Source organism: Actinoplanes palleronii, assembly GCF_016862315.1.
GTDB lineage: Bacteria > Actinomycetota > Actinomycetes > Mycobacteriales > Micromonosporaceae > Actinoplanes > Actinoplanes palleronii.
In genome coordinates, this window is the sequence record NZ_BOMS01000146.1 from 16257 (window position 1) to 30440 (window position 14184).

15 protein-coding genes are annotated in these 14184 nt (G+C 70.1%); 7 read left to right on the forward strand and 8 right to left on the reverse strand.

Features of this window, described 5'->3' with window-relative positions:
- Both Apa02nite_RS42535 and Apa02nite_RS42540 read left to right on the forward strand, forming a co-directional pair.
- A complete protein-coding gene (locus Apa02nite_RS42535; protein ID WP_203830156.1) occupies positions 1-1116 on the forward strand; it encodes a hypothetical protein in 1116 nt (371 codons plus the stop codon).
- The gene (locus Apa02nite_RS42540) at positions 1113-1643 is read left to right on the forward strand and encodes a GyrI-like domain-containing protein (RefSeq protein ID WP_203830157.1); all 531 of its coding nucleotides are present in this window, start codon (positions 1113-1115) and stop codon (positions 1641-1643) included. The genes Apa02nite_RS42535 and Apa02nite_RS42540 overlap by 4 nt, the downstream gene beginning before the upstream one ends.
- A 67-nt stretch (positions 1644-1710) precedes the next feature.
- On the opposite strand, the gene Apa02nite_RS42545 is transcribed toward Apa02nite_RS42540, so the two are convergent.
- Together Apa02nite_RS42545 and Apa02nite_RS42550 are read right to left on the reverse strand one after the other, a co-directional pair.
- Positions 1711-2766, reverse strand: a complete 1056-nt coding sequence (locus Apa02nite_RS42545; RefSeq protein ID WP_203830158.1) for an aldo/keto reductase — start codon at positions 2764-2766, stop codon at positions 1711-1713.
- 13 nt (positions 2767-2779) lie between these two features.
- A complete protein-coding gene (locus Apa02nite_RS42550; protein ID WP_203830159.1) occupies positions 2780-3754 on the reverse strand; it encodes a saccharopine dehydrogenase family protein in 975 nt (324 codons plus the stop codon).
- Positions 3755-3845: 91 nt separating this feature from the next.
- Here Apa02nite_RS42550 and Apa02nite_RS42555 point away from each other — a divergent pair, with 91 nt between their 5' ends.
- The gene (locus tag Apa02nite_RS42555) at positions 3846-4448 is read left to right on the forward strand and encodes a TetR/AcrR family transcriptional regulator (RefSeq protein ID WP_203830160.1); all 603 of its coding nucleotides are present in this window, start codon (positions 3846-3848) and stop codon (positions 4446-4448) included.
- Between the two features lie 22 nt (positions 4449-4470).
- On the opposite strand, the gene Apa02nite_RS42560 is transcribed toward Apa02nite_RS42555, so the two are convergent.
- Complete coding sequence (locus Apa02nite_RS42560; protein WP_203830161.1) at positions 4471-5166, reverse strand: SDR family NAD(P)-dependent oxidoreductase; 696 nt, start codon at positions 5164-5166, stop codon at positions 4471-4473.
- Between the two features lie 147 nt (positions 5167-5313).
- Here Apa02nite_RS42560 and Apa02nite_RS42565 point away from each other — a divergent pair, with 147 nt between their 5' ends.
- Positions 5314-6186 carry a helix-turn-helix transcriptional regulator gene (locus tag Apa02nite_RS42565; RefSeq protein ID WP_203830162.1) on the forward strand — a complete coding sequence of 291 codons (873 nt, stop codon included), beginning with the start codon at positions 5314-5316 and terminating at the stop codon, positions 6184-6186.
- Entirely contained in the window at positions 6183-6560 is a 378-nt protein-coding gene (locus tag Apa02nite_RS42570; RefSeq protein ID WP_203830163.1) for a VOC family protein, read from the forward strand. The genes Apa02nite_RS42565 and Apa02nite_RS42570 overlap by 4 nt, the downstream gene beginning before the upstream one ends.
- 12 nt (positions 6561-6572) lie before the next feature.
- Here the strand turns inward: Apa02nite_RS42570 and Apa02nite_RS52130 are convergent, their stop codons facing one another.
- From Apa02nite_RS52130 to Apa02nite_RS42585, 3 genes are read right to left on the reverse strand one after another with little or no spacing between them, the layout of a single operon-like run.
- A complete protein-coding gene (locus Apa02nite_RS52130) occupies positions 6573-6809 on the reverse strand; it encodes a DUF4253 domain-containing protein (RefSeq protein WP_203830164.1) in 237 nt (78 codons plus the stop codon).
- The gene (locus Apa02nite_RS42580; protein ID WP_203830165.1) at positions 6790-7401 is read right to left on the reverse strand and encodes a DUF1349 domain-containing protein; all 612 of its coding nucleotides are present in this window, start codon (positions 7399-7401) and stop codon (positions 6790-6792) included. The genes Apa02nite_RS52130 and Apa02nite_RS42580 overlap by 20 nt, the downstream gene beginning before the upstream one ends.
- Positions 7402-7414: 13 nt before the next feature.
- Entirely contained in the window at positions 7415-8677 is a 1263-nt protein-coding gene (locus Apa02nite_RS42585; RefSeq protein ID WP_203830166.1) for an MFS transporter, read from the reverse strand.
- A gap of 164 nt (positions 8678-8841) precedes the next feature.
- On the opposite strand from Apa02nite_RS42585, the gene Apa02nite_RS42590 reads away from it, so the two are divergent.
- Entirely contained in the window at positions 8842-9864 is a 1023-nt protein-coding gene (locus tag Apa02nite_RS42590; RefSeq protein WP_203830167.1) for a LacI family DNA-binding transcriptional regulator, read from the forward strand.
- Between the two features lie 34 nt (positions 9865-9898).
- Here the strand turns inward: Apa02nite_RS42590 and Apa02nite_RS42595 are convergent, their stop codons facing one another.
- Positions 9899-10981: an MFS transporter gene (locus Apa02nite_RS42595; RefSeq protein ID WP_203830168.1), complete on the reverse strand. Its 1083-nt coding sequence runs from the start codon at positions 10979-10981 to the stop codon at positions 9899-9901.
- Positions 10982-11138: 157 nt separating this feature from the next.
- Positions 11139-11780, reverse strand: a complete 642-nt coding sequence (locus Apa02nite_RS42600) for a DUF6000 family protein (RefSeq protein WP_203830169.1) — start codon at positions 11778-11780, stop codon at positions 11139-11141.
- Between the two features lie 537 nt (positions 11781-12317).
- Between Apa02nite_RS42600 and Apa02nite_RS42605 the strand changes: the two genes are divergently transcribed.
- On the forward strand, positions 12318-14180 hold the full coding sequence (locus Apa02nite_RS42605) for a ricin-type beta-trefoil lectin domain protein (RefSeq protein WP_203830170.1): 1863 nt from the start codon (positions 12318-12320) through the stop codon (positions 14178-14180).
- The last annotated feature ends 4 nt before the right edge of the window (positions 14181-14184 follow it).

Here is a 14184-nt window from a genome sequence, read left to right on the forward strand (position 1 = left end):
ATGTCGGTACCGGTTCTGATCGTCACGCACGGCGCGCACAGCCGGGCGCTCATCGCCGCGCTGACCCGGTTCCAGCCGTCCGCTGACGCGGCACCCCTGCAGATATCCGCGATACACGGCGTTTCTCCGGACGGCCTGGACTCCGGCGTGTTGGCGGTGGCCAATCGTACGATCACAAGCACCCGGCCGCGGGTCGTCGTCGAAGCGATCGACGATCCGGTGATGTCGCCGCGTCTGGCGGCGCACGCGATCCGGCACGGCGCGTCGGTCGTGACCATGTCGGCGGCCCTGATCGGCGCCGCCGGCCGCGCCTTGCACGCGCTGGCCGCCGAGCACGGCGTCGGCTTCTACACCGAGGCGGCGCTGGGCTTCGACCTGCCGATCGGCGCCATCCTGCGCACGTCGCTGCCGGGTGACACCCTGCGATCGGTGATCGCCTTCCTGCCGGTGACTCCCCCACCGGCCCGCGCGGTGATGGCCCATCGGGCGGCCGCGTTGGCCTCGGCCGCGTTCCGGTCACCGACCACGGCGCACGACGTGGCGGTGGACGACGCGGCCGCGCCGCACACCGCACTGCGCCCACGCTGGGAACGACGCCTCGTGGTCGGCGCGACCCGGCGGGGCGGCACCGTCCACACCGAGGTCTTCCACGCCCTGCTGCCACCGACACACCCGATGGCGGCGGCGAGCGTGCGGTCCGGGTTCGTGGTGGAGGCGGCCGGGGCCGGCACCCTGGTCTTCACCTGTTCGCACCGCAGCTCCGCGGTCAGCGACTGGGCCCTGCACAGCGACCTCGCGCTGGCGACGCGCGCACCGGTGGCGTCGCCGTGGCCGTCGCCTCAGCACGTCCGCGGTGGCCACACTCCGGCCGCCTATCTGGTCAGCTGTCCCGCGACCGGGCCGGCCGGCGTCCACGCCGTGATCACCGCCCTCGACCACCGGGACATGACGATCCGGCAGCTGGAGAACAGCAGCGGCACCCTGCGCATGGTGGTGGACTCCCCGTCGCGTCAGGCGATCCGCACCGCGCTGGTCCCCCTCGGCCCGGCGCCGGTGGGCATCGAACGCCTGCAGGTCACCGGCGCCGGCGACCCGTCCACCTGGCTGCGCCTGTGACCACCACCCGGGGGCACCTCGCGGCGATCACCAGCCGACCGATGCTGATCGCGGTGCCCCGGCATCACGTCCTGGTCGTCGACGGGACCGGCGAGCGTGACGGTGCCCGGTTCCGGGCGGCGGCGAAGGCGCTCTACACCGCCTCGGCGGCGGTGCGCCGCGCGCTCGGTGCGTCGTACTCCCTGCCGCCGCCGGAGGGCGTGTGGCCGGACATCGGCTCGGCGTGGCGGTGGCAGCTGATGATGCGCCAGCCACCGCAGGTCACGGCCGACCTGGTGGCCCGGGTGGTCGCCGGTGACCTGGGGGTGCGGTGGGAGAGCCACGCGGAGACACTGTGCGCCCAGGCGTTGCACGTGGGCCCGTACCGCGAGGTGCGAACGACCGTCAACCGGATGCTGACCCACGTGGGAAAGCTCGGCTACGACATCGCCGAGGGCCACCACGAGATCTACCTGTCCAACCCCCAACGGACCGCCCCGGAGCGGCTCAAAACCGTGGTGCGCTACCCGGTCCACCGGCGGGGATGACCCCCGGCCTGCCACCTCGCGGCAGGCCGGGGTTTCGTCACGAGCCGGCCCCGCAGCTTCGCCGTGGTCAGGCGATCGGGGTGAGCGGGCTGATGAACCGGCTCGCATCACCGCCCAGCAGGCTCGGGCGGATCATGGCGTTGATGCCGTGCGGGACACCCAGGTCGACGGCGCTGACCTGGTCGAGTCGGGTGTACTGCTCGCCGGTAAGGGTCACCTGGAGCGCGCCGAGGTAGTCATCCAACTGGGCCGGGGTGCGCGGGCCGACGATCGGGACGATCGTCGCGGCGGTCCGCTCGTTGCGTTCGCGCAGCCAGGCCATGGACACTTGCGCGGCGCTCGCGCCGGTCTCCTCGGCGACCGCGAGGACGGTGTCTATGACGGCGGTCCGCTGGGTGGTGGATTCGGGGGTCACGAATCGACTGGGATCGGTCGCCCGGCCGTCCCCGCCGGTGCGGTACTTGCCAGTGAGCAGGCCGCCGGCCAGCGGCGACCACAGGTTCACGGCCAGTCCGAGCGCCTCGGCCATCGGGAGCAGTTCGCGCTCGGCAGTTCGCTCGATCAGGCTGTACTCGGTCTGGATACCGACGATCGGCGCCCAGCCGCGCAGGTCCGCCAGGGTGGCCGCGGCCGACACCTGCCACGCCGGGAAGTTCGACAACGCGACATGATGGATCTTCCCGGCGCGCACCAGGTCGTCCATGCCGCGCACGATCTCGTCGATCGGCGTGACACCGTCGGGGAAGTGCACGAACAGCAGGTCGAGGTGATCGGTGCGCAGCCGTTTCAAGCTCGCCTCCACCGAGGACACCAGGTTCTTGCGCCCGCTACCGGTCAGCGAGACGTGCGGTTGCGCCGTGTCGCTCGCGGCGTACTTGGTCGAGACGACGAAGTGGTCGCGATCCGTGGTCAGCAGGTCGCCGAGGATCGTCTCGGACTCACCGGCCTGGTACATGCCCGCGGTATCCAGGAAGGTGCCGCCGGCTTCGGCGAACCGGTCGAAGATCGTACGGGCGTCCGCGGCGCCGGTGCCGCTGGCCCACGCCGTCCCGAAGTTTCCGGTGCCGAGCGCGTATTCGGAGACCCGCAGGCCCGACCGCCGGCCGAATGTGGTGTAGCGCATGAGTTTCTCCCGCTCAGAAATCAGTGATCGTGCTGTCGGCGATGGTCGTGGCGAATCCCGGGCCGAACGCCGAGGAGGGTGTCCGGAAGCCGGCGGGCTGCGGCCCGGCGAGCGCACGCCGCGCGGCAGCGACCGCCGAGAGCTGGGTGTACGTGTAGCCGGTCGGGGTCTCGATGACCGAGCGGACGATGCTGCCGTCCGCGTCGGTGACCTCGGCGAGGGCCCAGTACCGGCCCTGCAGGCGCTCGGCCGCCGTCGGGCCCGCGGGCAGTTCGTCGCCGGGCGCGGGAATCGCGCCGTCGGAGCGCATGAACACCTCGACGTCGGCCAGCCCGGTCGAGTGCACGGCGGTGATGAGGTCACCCATCGGCACCGGGACACAGTCCTCGGGACCCGCGCCGAAGTCGAAGGCCGCGGGCGCCGCGCCGGCCTTGCGCACGAGCTGCCCGCCGGAGCGCACCAACCCGATCAGGTCGGCGATCCCGGCGGCGCTGGCGACCGAGCCGCGGGAGAACCCTCCGGTCACCTTCAGGGCCACCCGGAGCCGGACCGGCCGGGGCGTCCGGGCCGCGGCGTGCACGGCGACCGCGTCGCTCGGCACCACGTCCCAGCCGACGCCCGGCACCAGCATCACCCCGGCGTCGACGGCAGCCGCGGACCGCTCCTCGGCCAGTGCGAACGTCGCGAACTCGGCGGAGGTGTCGAGGTAGTGCGCACCTTCGGCGACGCACGCGTCGATCAGTTGCCCGGCGGTGCGGCTGAACGGCCCGGCGACATTGAGCACGACCCGGGCGCCGCGCACCTCACCTCGTACGATCGCGGGGTTTTCCAAGGTGAAGACGCGGCCCGGAACGCCGAGGCGGTCCGCAAGCGCCTCGGTCTTGGCGCGGTCGCGGCCGGCGACCGTGATGTCCAGCCCGGCGCGGACGGCTTCCTCGGCGATCAGCTGCCCGGTGTACCCGGTGGCGCCGTAAATCAACGTTTCCATGGCCCGACCGCAGCAGTAACGGAGAGCATCTCTCCGTTCGGAGAGGTGTGATCCATTCGGAGCGTTCCGTTTCACCCGCTAGGCTCGGCGGATGGTGACAGCCGAGGCCTCCCAGGAACGAGCCGACTCCCGGCGCAAGCGCCTGCGCCTGATCGAGGCGGCTCGCTCGGCGATCGCCGAGCACGGCCTGCAAGCGTCGACGACCGACATCGTGGAACGCGCCGAGGTCGGCGTCGGGACGCTGTACCGGCGGTTCGGCTCCAAGGAGGCGCTGGTCGCCGACGTGCTGATCGACGGCCTGGCGGAGATCCAGACGTGGGCCGACGCCGCGCTCATCGACGCCGACCCGTGGGCGGCCCTGTCCGGTTTCCTGTACGCCTTCACCGAAGCCCAGCTGGCCAACCTCGGGCTCGCGGAATTCACCAGTGGCCAGGCGCGCGAACTCCCGCCGGAGGTGGCCGAGCACGGCTCGCTGCTCGCAGCGGCCATCGACCGGCTGGTGCGCCGCGCCCAGGAACACGGCTCGTTGCGCGCCGACGTGACCTGGCGCGACCTGGTGCTGATCTCGATCGCCCCGATCGGCGGCGAGGAATGCCTCGGCGCCACGCGCGGCGAGAACCAGTGGCGCCGGACGATCACCATCGCGCTGGACGGACTTCGAGCTCCGGCGGCAAGCGCCTTGCCGCCGGAGTGAGTGCCGATCGCCCGGCCGGCTCCTACCAGGGAATGGTTCCGGTACGCCCCGAGTAGGTGCCGGTCGGCGCGGCGCCGCCCAGCGCGGCCAGCCGTACGATCGGCTCGGCTCCCTCCCGCACGGTCTGGGCGGCCTGGTTGTTCGTGAAGTCGGTGGCGGTCGGCCCGGGGTCGGCCGCGTTGATCCGGATGCCGGGCAGCGCCTTGGCGTACTGCACGGTCAGCATGCCCACTGCGGCCTTGGACGAGGCATAGACCGGCAGCGCCCACTGGGCTTCGAAGCGGCCCGGGTCGGTCACGATACCGAACGAGCCGAGCCCGCTGCCCACGTTGACGATGGCGGGCGCGTCCGCGGCTTCGAGCAGCGGCAGGAACGCCCTGGTCACCCGGACGATCCCGAAGACGTTGACGTCGTAGACGCGGCGCATGTCCTCAGCGGTGGCATCGGCAGCGCCGACCATGGCGTCGAAGACCCCGGCGTTGTTGATCAGTACGTCGAGCCGGTCCTCGTGCTCGGTGAGCATCGCGGCGGCCGCGGCGACCGAGGCGTCCGCGGCGACGTCCATCACCAGCAGGTGTGCGCCCAGCCGCTCGGCTGCCGCACGGCCCCGCGCTTCGTCCCGGGCGCCGAGGTAGACCTTGTGGCCGAGTCCGACGAGCCGGCGTGCCGTCTCGTAACCGAGCCCCTTGTTGCCGCCAGTGATCAATGTGATGGTCATGCGAGTCCCTTGTTCCGGAGGTCGGTGCAGCCCTGATCGGCTGACCGGACCGACTCTCCGCGCTCGCCGGCGCCGCAGGGTATGTCCCGCTCAACCTGGGAGTGCCAGGGCCAGGTGCGGCGACGGCCACGCACCTACGCTCGAGTCATGGATACGACGAACGCGCTCGGCGACTTCCTGCGGGCCCGCCGCGCCGCGGTGTCACCCGGCGACGTGGGTCTGCCGCCCGGCACGCGCCGCCGCGTACCCGGGCTGCGCCGTGAGGAACTCGCGATGCTCGCCGGGGTCAGCCCGGACTACTACCTCCGCCTCGAGCAGGGCCGCGACCGCCGGCCGTCACCACAGGTCATCGCGGCGCTCGCCACCGCGTTGCGGCTCGACGAGGCCGCCGCGGCACACCTGCACGGCCTCGCGGCCCCGCCTGCGCGGTCTACGGTGCGCCACCGCGTGCAGCGGGTGCCGGCCGGAACCGCCCAGCTGGTCGACCAGCTGCCGTTGCCCGCCTACGTGGTGGGCAGCCACTTCGACGTCCTGACGTCGAACGCGATGGCGCGGGCGCTGTCGCCCAGCTTCAGCCGCGGCCGCAATCTGCTGCGTCAGCTGTTCCTCGACCCTGCCGATCAGGGGCTCTACCTCGACTGGGAGCGCATCACCGCGGAGTTGGTGGCCGGGTTGCGGTCAACGACCACCGCGGACCCGGGCGATCCACGACTCGCCGACCTGGTCGGTGAGCTCTCGCTGCGCAGCGAGAGGTTCAGCACGCTCTGGGCCCGCGCCGAGGTCTCGCACGGCCGGGACGGCGTCAGCCACCTCGACCACCCCCAGGTCGGCGAGCTGCACCTACGGCACGAGAAACTCGACGTCGGCGGCAGGGACGGCATGCAACTCGTCATCCATCACGCCATGCCGGGCACCGGTTCCGCGCAGGCGCTCGCCCTGCTCGGCACTCTCGCCGCGACCACCGAGCACGAACAGTCGCTCGCCACCGTCACCTACGACAGAGGACCAGACAACCGATGAGCCGGATCACCCTCGGTGCGATCAACATGGAAGCTCAGGACCCCAGGAAGCTCGCCGCGTTCTGGGCGTCCGTCACCACCGCCGTCCCGTCGTTCAACGGTGACAGCGCCTACCTGCCGGCGGCCGGACCGGACGGCTTCGCCATGTTCTTCCAGCCCCGGACCGCGCCGCGCCCCGAACACCAGGCCGCCCACCTCGACCTGACCGTCGACTGGGGCACCCGGCAGGCGGAGGTCGAACGGCTCCTGACCCTCGGCGCCACCCACCGCTGGGACGTGCTGGACGAGTTCCCGCACGTGCGGTGGACCACCCTGGCCGACCCCGAGGGCAACCTCTTCTGCGTCGCCGAGCACCCACCGACCCCCGACCACTGACCCCACCGGCGGTCAGTCCCACCAGAACGACCAGTGCCGGCTGCTCGCCTGCGCCCGCGCCGCGTCCGCCACCTCGCCGACCCGCTGCGCCAGATCGCCGCAGTAGACCATCTGCTCGATGGCGCAGCGAGCGCGAGAGGATCGGCGGGTGGCCGGGCCCCGCCAGCCCCTGCTGCTCTGGCAAGAAACGAGCGGCTCGCTCGGACAGATCGCGGCGCCTTGCCAAAGTTCAGGAGCCGTCGCGGACATCGGCGAGCCGGGTGCGGTCGAACGTCACTTCGGTGAACTCCGCGCTGGTGCCCGTGCCCCGCGGGGACTGGGCGAGCATGCCGATGCTGATCGACCGGGTATCCCCGGGCATCCCGAAATACCGGACCATCCGCCAGGACTGTCCGTCGCCGGAGGCGTGCAGGGCGAAGGCCCGGCCCAGCCGGCTGATCCTCAGGTGCACCCCGGTGGGCCCGATCGGCCAGCTGTTCACGTCGTCGGACGCACCGTCGCGCGTCACCACGCTCACCACTCGGGCCGTACCCTCGGGATCCATTTCGGCGCAGAGCTTGAACCAGTTGTCGTCGTCGAGGTAGCCGATCAGCACCCCGGAGTCGAAGACCTCCCGGAAGTCGACGATGACCCGGGCCGACAGCTGGAAGTCACCGTCGACCGCTGCGACGAAGCGTTCGGCGTCCGGCCGTTCCGCGGCGCCCGCAGGATCCAGGAAGAGATCCGACTTCGGTCCGCAGTGCAGCCTCGTTCCGCCGGCGACCGGCTCGGGGTCGGACGCGGTCGGCGGGCCCGCCCGGTGGAACGTTAGGGCGACCTCAGGAAAAGCGAGCGGTGACACAAGACCTCCTAGGTCATCCCGCGCCGGTCGGCACGGCGCGGCGCAGACGCACAGTGATCTGCTGCGAGAATCTGGTGCCGAGGCCGCAGAGCATGGCCGCCACGTACAGGGCGAGGATCGCGCCGAACAGCAGCTTCGGGGTGGCCTCGTAGAGCAGTGCCGCGACCAGCCCGCCGGGGATCGCCAGGATTCCCGCCAGGCTCTGCACCGCCGCGAAGAGATCCGCCCGGTCGTCGGGGTGCACGCAGCTCACCACGAGGGCGTCGCGATACGACTCGAGCGCGAAGGTACCGATGCTGAACACGGCCACACCGGTCAGCAGCAGTCCCACCGCACCGGGTCCGGTGAACAGGAACACCACCCAGCCGGCGACGGTGACCACCGCCGAGTACACGGCAAGCCGGCCGGTGCTCGCGCGCCGTTCGAGCACCGGCATGACCACCAGGAAGCACAGGAGTGCGCCGCACGCCGCCACGGCCGGCACGAGCCCCACGACGATCCCGGAGAACCCCAGTTCCCGGGCCAGGTAGACGCTGAGGAGGACGTTGATGTTCACCGCCGTGGTGCTGAACACGAAAAAGCCGACCACGCGGCGCAACGTGGCGTTGCGGAACGCCGACGCCAGCAGCCGGATGCTGTCCAGCACGCCCCGGAGCAGACCGGCCGACTGGTGCAGATCCATCGCCCGCACGCCAGCGGCGGTCTCATCGCTGTAGGCGTTGCGGATCAGGTTGTGGGCCAGCATCGCGAGGGTGCCGAGGACGAACAGGACCCGGAACGTGGGCAGTTCGCCGTGGCGATCAGCGAAGTAGCCGACCGCCGGCACCAGCAGCCCGGCCAGCAGGATGATGACTTTGATCGCCGCGAAGATCCGCGGCCGCTGGCTCTCCTCGGAGTCCTCGGTGGCCAGCAGCCAGAAGGAGACGTTGACGACCTTCGAGGTGGCGTTGAGCAGGTAGCCGACCAGGAAGAACCAGAAGTTGTCGCTGATGGCCCAGATCGCCATCGGCGCGACCCAGGAGGTGACGTCGAAGAGGAACGTCGCCCGTTTGCGGCCGAGCCGGTTGGTGACGACGCCGGCCAGCACCTGGATGACGGCGGCCATGTACAGGTTGACCGAGATGACCAGGCCGATCTCGACCGTTGACAGACCCACGTCCTTCATGAACAGCGGCAGGTAGAACAGCGCCGCGGTACCGAAGATCGCCCACAGCGGCTCGGTGAGAATGGAGGTGCGCGCGTTGCGGTGCAGGCCGGACAGGCCGAGCGTGGTCACCGGCGATCACCGCTTTCGTCGGACGTCAGGGCGTGCACATGCGGCACGCCGGGCACCGCCCCGGCTCGTCCGGGAACGCTCACGTTAACGTTAACGGACTTGCTCGGAACGCGTCAACGGCAGGCCGTGGACTCCCGGCGGGGAGCCTCCGACCAGCAGCTACCATGAGGTACATCGTGGTCAAGAAGACTCAGGACTCAGGCGCGGGCAGCACGCCCCAGCGCACCACCTTGAAGGACGTCGCGCGGGCGGCCGGCGTGTCGCATCAGACCGTCTCCCGTGCGATCAACAACAAGGGCGAGATCGATCCGCTGACCCGCCAGCGAGTTCTCGACGCCGCGCGCGAGCTGCGCTACCGCCCGAGCCGGTTCGCTCGCGGGCTGGTCCGGCCGGACATGACCACCGTCGGACTCATCATCCCGGACGTGGCCAACCCGTTCTATCCCGAACTGATCGCCGGCGTCATCGAGGCCGCGAACGTCCGGGGCTGGCAGGTCGTCGTCGGCAGCACCCAGGGTGACCGGGACGGTGAGCTGGCCCTGGTACGGTCGCTCGGCCGCCAGGTCGATGCCCTCATCGGCTTTTTGACCCACACCGACGCCGAACTGGCCCCCCATCTCGAGGGTCTGCCGCTGGTGGTGATGGACCGGCACCAGAGCACCGCTCACGGCGTCGTGGATGTCGACGTCCGGCCGGGTCTGCGTCAGGGCCTTCAGCACCTGATCGCGCGCGGCCACCGCCGCATCGGGATGATCGACTGCGCCAACGAGTGCGGAGAGTCCCGCCGCGACTGCTTCCGGGCGGTGACCGAGGAGCTCGGTCTTGCGGTGGACAACAGTTGGATCGTGCTGGGCGAGGAATCCATGGCCGGCGGCGAGGCGGCGTTCACCGACCTGCGCCACCGGCATCCGGAGCTGACCGCCGTGATCGGCTACAACGATCTGGTGGCCATCGGCGCGTTCCGGGCCGCACGGCGGATGGGACTGGCCGTCCCCCAGGACTGCGCCCTGCTCGGATGTGACGGCCTGAGCATCGGCGAGTTGCTCGATCCCCCGCTCAGCAGCGTGTACATCGACAAACGCCGGATGGGCCAGCTGGCCATGGATCAAGTGGACGGACTGCTGTCCGGAACACCGACGGCCCCGGCACTGCTGGGCACCGAACTGCTGCACCGCGGTTCTTTCTGATCCGGACACGGATGAGGCCGGGCGACGTGACCGGTCACCGGGTTTCCAGCGGTGCCGGCAGCAACGTGTTCCTGCGGATCGCGAGGATCACCGCGGTGCACGCCAGGATCGCCGCCCCCACGGCAAAGGCGGCGGCCACCGACGCGTGCTCGGTGAGGTATCCGCCGGCGCTGTTGCCCACCGCGTTTCCCAGCAAGCCCGCCGCGACGACACCGGTATAGGACTGGGCCAATGCCGCGGCGGGCACCACGTCGTCGAGCAACGCCGAATTGGCGATGGCGACCGGAGCCGCGAACACTCCCCCGATCGTCATCAGGAACGCCGCCGCGGCGATCCCGTGATGGCCGACCGTCAACAGCGCCAACACGATCGCCATGCCGGCCATCCCGCAGAAGAGCCGGACCGGTACCGGTATCCGGAAGGTCGCCCCGTAGACCAGACCGGCGCTCAGCTCCCCCACGGCGAACAGCGCGAACAGCGTGCCGGCCAGCGCCGGCCGGGCGCCGGCGACCGCGATGACCATGATGCCGAGAGCGATTCCGCTGCCGAATCCACCGGCCAGCAGCGTCCGCAAGCCGGAGGAAAGCCTCAGCGGGCCGGTCGGCCCGCTGCGCGGGGGCCGCTGGGCCCGGCAGGCCGGAGACACGGCGAATGCCAGACCGCCGACGCCCGACAGGATGGCCGCGAGGACGACCGCGCAGACAGCTCCGCCCAGGTAGCGCGCCCCCGTCACGGTCAGCGGACCGATGATCAGCGCGGCCTGGAACGAGGTCGCGAGCAGAGCGTAGGCGGAGGCCCGCGCCCGCTGGTCGTCGATCAGCACGGTCCACAGCACCCGCATGCACGCGGTCGTCGCCGGCACGCTCACCCCGGCGATGCCGGCGATCAGGTAGGTGCGCGGCCCGGCGGTCGGCGAGGCGACCACGCCGATCAACGCGGCTGGGCAGAGCACCGCGCAGACCCCGATCACCCGCGACATCCCGTGCCGGCCGATCAGCCAGCCCTGGATCAGCAGCCCGAGGGCGTTCCCAGCGCCGACGCTACCGCTCGTCAGCCCGGCCGCCGCCGGAGTACCGCCGGCCTCGACTACCAGCAGGTACACCGCGAGACTCAGCATCCCCAGCGGCACCGCCGCCAGAAACGCACCCGTCTGGGGAAGCCGCGCCCGCCTTGACGCCGAGCACCTGCCGGTAGGAGTTCATACCCGTTCATTCCCGAAGGGTGAGGCACGACCGACGTCAGGCAGGAGCCGAGAAAGCCGCGTCGAAGAAACGTCAATCGCCGTTGTCGCTGATCGACAAGGCACAGAGATCCGCCATGACTCCCGAGTAGAAACTGACATCCGACTTACTGGTACCAGCTCGGAACCAACGCTGCCAGGCACCGCCGTCAAGGTAGCGAGCCGCGTGCCGGGTGCCGTTCTTATGGTCGATATGTGTCAGCGCACCGAATGCCCAATCCTGGTGATACCGGAGTTCGACCTCGGGCACGTATTGATCGAGATACGCCATGAGAGTTCCGGCATCCTGATCGGTTCCCCATGCCGCGAGAGCGAAACAGTACCCGCTCCCGGCGCCTCCGGTCGCGCCGGCGCGGACAAAGTCGCTGATCGGCTCCCGAAATCGTTCCCGACGACCGATCGCGATGAGGTATCCGGCAACCAGCCGAGGTCGCCAGTTCGCTCGCATTCGGCCAGGCTGAAGCAAATCCTCCAGCGCCGTGTCGTCAATGTCTCGGGCATCACGCAGCAGGTCTGGAAGAAATTGGTCGGCCTGCTCCTCCGGCGGCCAGAGAATGCCGCTGGGCAGTCTCAGATATCGGGGCCCGTCCGGACCATCGCCCCCCACCGAAACATAGCGTGCCCAGTTTTCGTCACTGGTTTCATTGTTCGGTGACGAGAAGGCCTCAGCCTGCATCGCGTAGCACCCCCGCTGGCCACAGCCTTAGTACCGTTCCGTCGGCGAATCACCTTTCGGCGACAAGGCGTGGATTGTTGCACTTGCCGGATCCGATGTCCACTGTCAGACAACCCACGAAGGCAAGACCACTAGTGCCCTGTGACGTGTGCCGCTGGCCCTTGGATAAACGGCAACCCCGACCGATCCGAGCTGACTTCGATCCCCTTGTCGACGCCGGGCCGCCGTTCTGATTCATGACCAGAAAACATCCGGCCGACGGGAAGCTCGCCGCCCTGCGGGCCGGGGCGTCCCCGCAGCAGGTCGCCGCCCCGAGGAGCAGATCGGCAACGAAGCCTGCCTCGACGTGATCCGCCAGCAGAAGGCCCTCATGACCTTCCCGTAGCCGGCCGACGCACCCGGCCGCTGCCTTGTTTCAGGATTTCCCGCTCCCCGGGCCGACCACCCAAGCCCATCTCATTGACTCGATGTGATCAGGCCGGAAGGATTTCCGGCAAGTTTCTTTACGATTACGTTGAGTCGAGAGGTCACCGCCGAATGACCCGTCCCCGTACCGCCGGCCTGTTGGCGGGCCTGCTGGCCACCGCAGGCCTCCTCGTTCCCCAAGCCACCCAGGCGGCCCCCGCCGCCAGCGTCCAGGCCTGGTTCAGCTCCGAGTCGCGCACCGCGGGCTACGAGCCGAAGAACGCCAACTGGTACTCCAGCCCCGCCACCGGCCTGGCCGGCACTCCGTACCAGCTCAGCAAGCAGGCCGACATCGCCACCGCGGCGGCCGGCGGCACCGCCACGATCGCGGTCGACACCACGCAGAAGTTCCAGACCGTGCTCGGCGTCGGGTCCTCCCTGGAGGAGTCGACGATCTTCAACCTGGCGCGGATGAGCCCGGCCGGGCGCACCAACGCCCTGCGCGCGCTCGTCGACCCGAGCGCCGGGGCGGGCTTCAACGTCACCCGGATCACGTTCGGCACCAGCGACTTCACCTCGCACGACTTCTACACCTACGACGACGGCGCCGCCGATCCGTCGCTGTCGCGCTTCTCCATCCAGCGCGACATCGACTACAAGATCATCTCGACGCTCCGCGAGGCGCTGGCGATCAACCCGAACCTGAAGATCTTCGCGAGCGCGTGGTCGGCGCCGGGCTGGATGAAGAGCAGCAACGCGATCATCACGGGCAGCCTGCTCGACCAGTACGTCCCCACGCTGGCCACCTACTACCGCAAGGCCATCCAGGCGTACGCGGCACAGGGCATCCCGATCTACGGCCTCACCCTGCAGAACGAGCCGCTGTTCGAGCCGGCCGACTACCCCGGCATGCGGGTCACCGCCGACCAGGAGCGGCGCCTCGCGATCGCCCTGCGCACCGAGCTCACCACCAACGGGCTGGGCGCCACCAAGATCTGGGCGTTCGATCACAACTTCAGCGAGGGGCCCTCGTACGCTCAAGGGGTTTTGACGAACGACGCGCGCTCGTCGGTCGACGGTGTCGCGTTCCACGACTACGCCGGTGAGCCGTCCGCGATGGCCACCGTCAAGGCGCAGTTCCCCGACAAGGACGTGCTGATGACCGAGCGTTCGGTCTGGGGCACCGCGGGCGCCGACCGGGTCGCACAGTACTTCCGCAACCAGTCCACTCTCTACGAGGGCTGGGTCTCGATGCTCGACCAGAACCGTTCGCCGGAGCGCTGGAGCGGCTCGCCCGACCCGACGATGCTGGTGCAGAGCACGTCGAACCCGGACACGTTCTGGAAGACCCCGGACTACAACATGATCGCCCAGTTCTCCAAGTTCGTGCAGCCCGGCGCGAAGCGGGTCGCCACGGGTTACGGCTCGACCGGAACGGTCACCAACGTCGCCTTCGCCAATCCGGACAACTCCTTGGTCACGGTCGTGGTCAACCAGACCGCAGCAAACCAATCTTTCACCGTACGGGCGGGAGCGCGCCAGTTCACCAGCACCCTGCCGGCGAAGACCACCGGCACCTACGTGTGGGCCGGAGCCGGTGACGCGGGCGCGGCGCCGACCCGGTCGGGCCCGATCACCGGCCTCGGCGGCAAGTGTGTCGACGTCGCGGGCGCGGCGTCCACCAACGGCACCGCGGTGCAGCTCTACACCTGCAACGGCTCGGCCGCGCAGACCTGGACCGTCGGCTCGGACTACACGGTCCGCGCTCTCGGCAAGTGCCTCGACGTGAACGCCGCGTCAAGCACCAACGGCACCAAGGTCCAGATCTACGACTGCAACGGCACCACCGCCCAGCAGTGGACCGCCGGCACCGACGGCACCCTGCGCTCGCTCGGCAAGTGCCTGGACGTCACCGGGCCGTCCACGGCCGACGGCACGAAGCTGCAGATCTGGGACTGCTTCGCCGGCGACAACCAGCGCTGGATCCTCCCGTAACCCT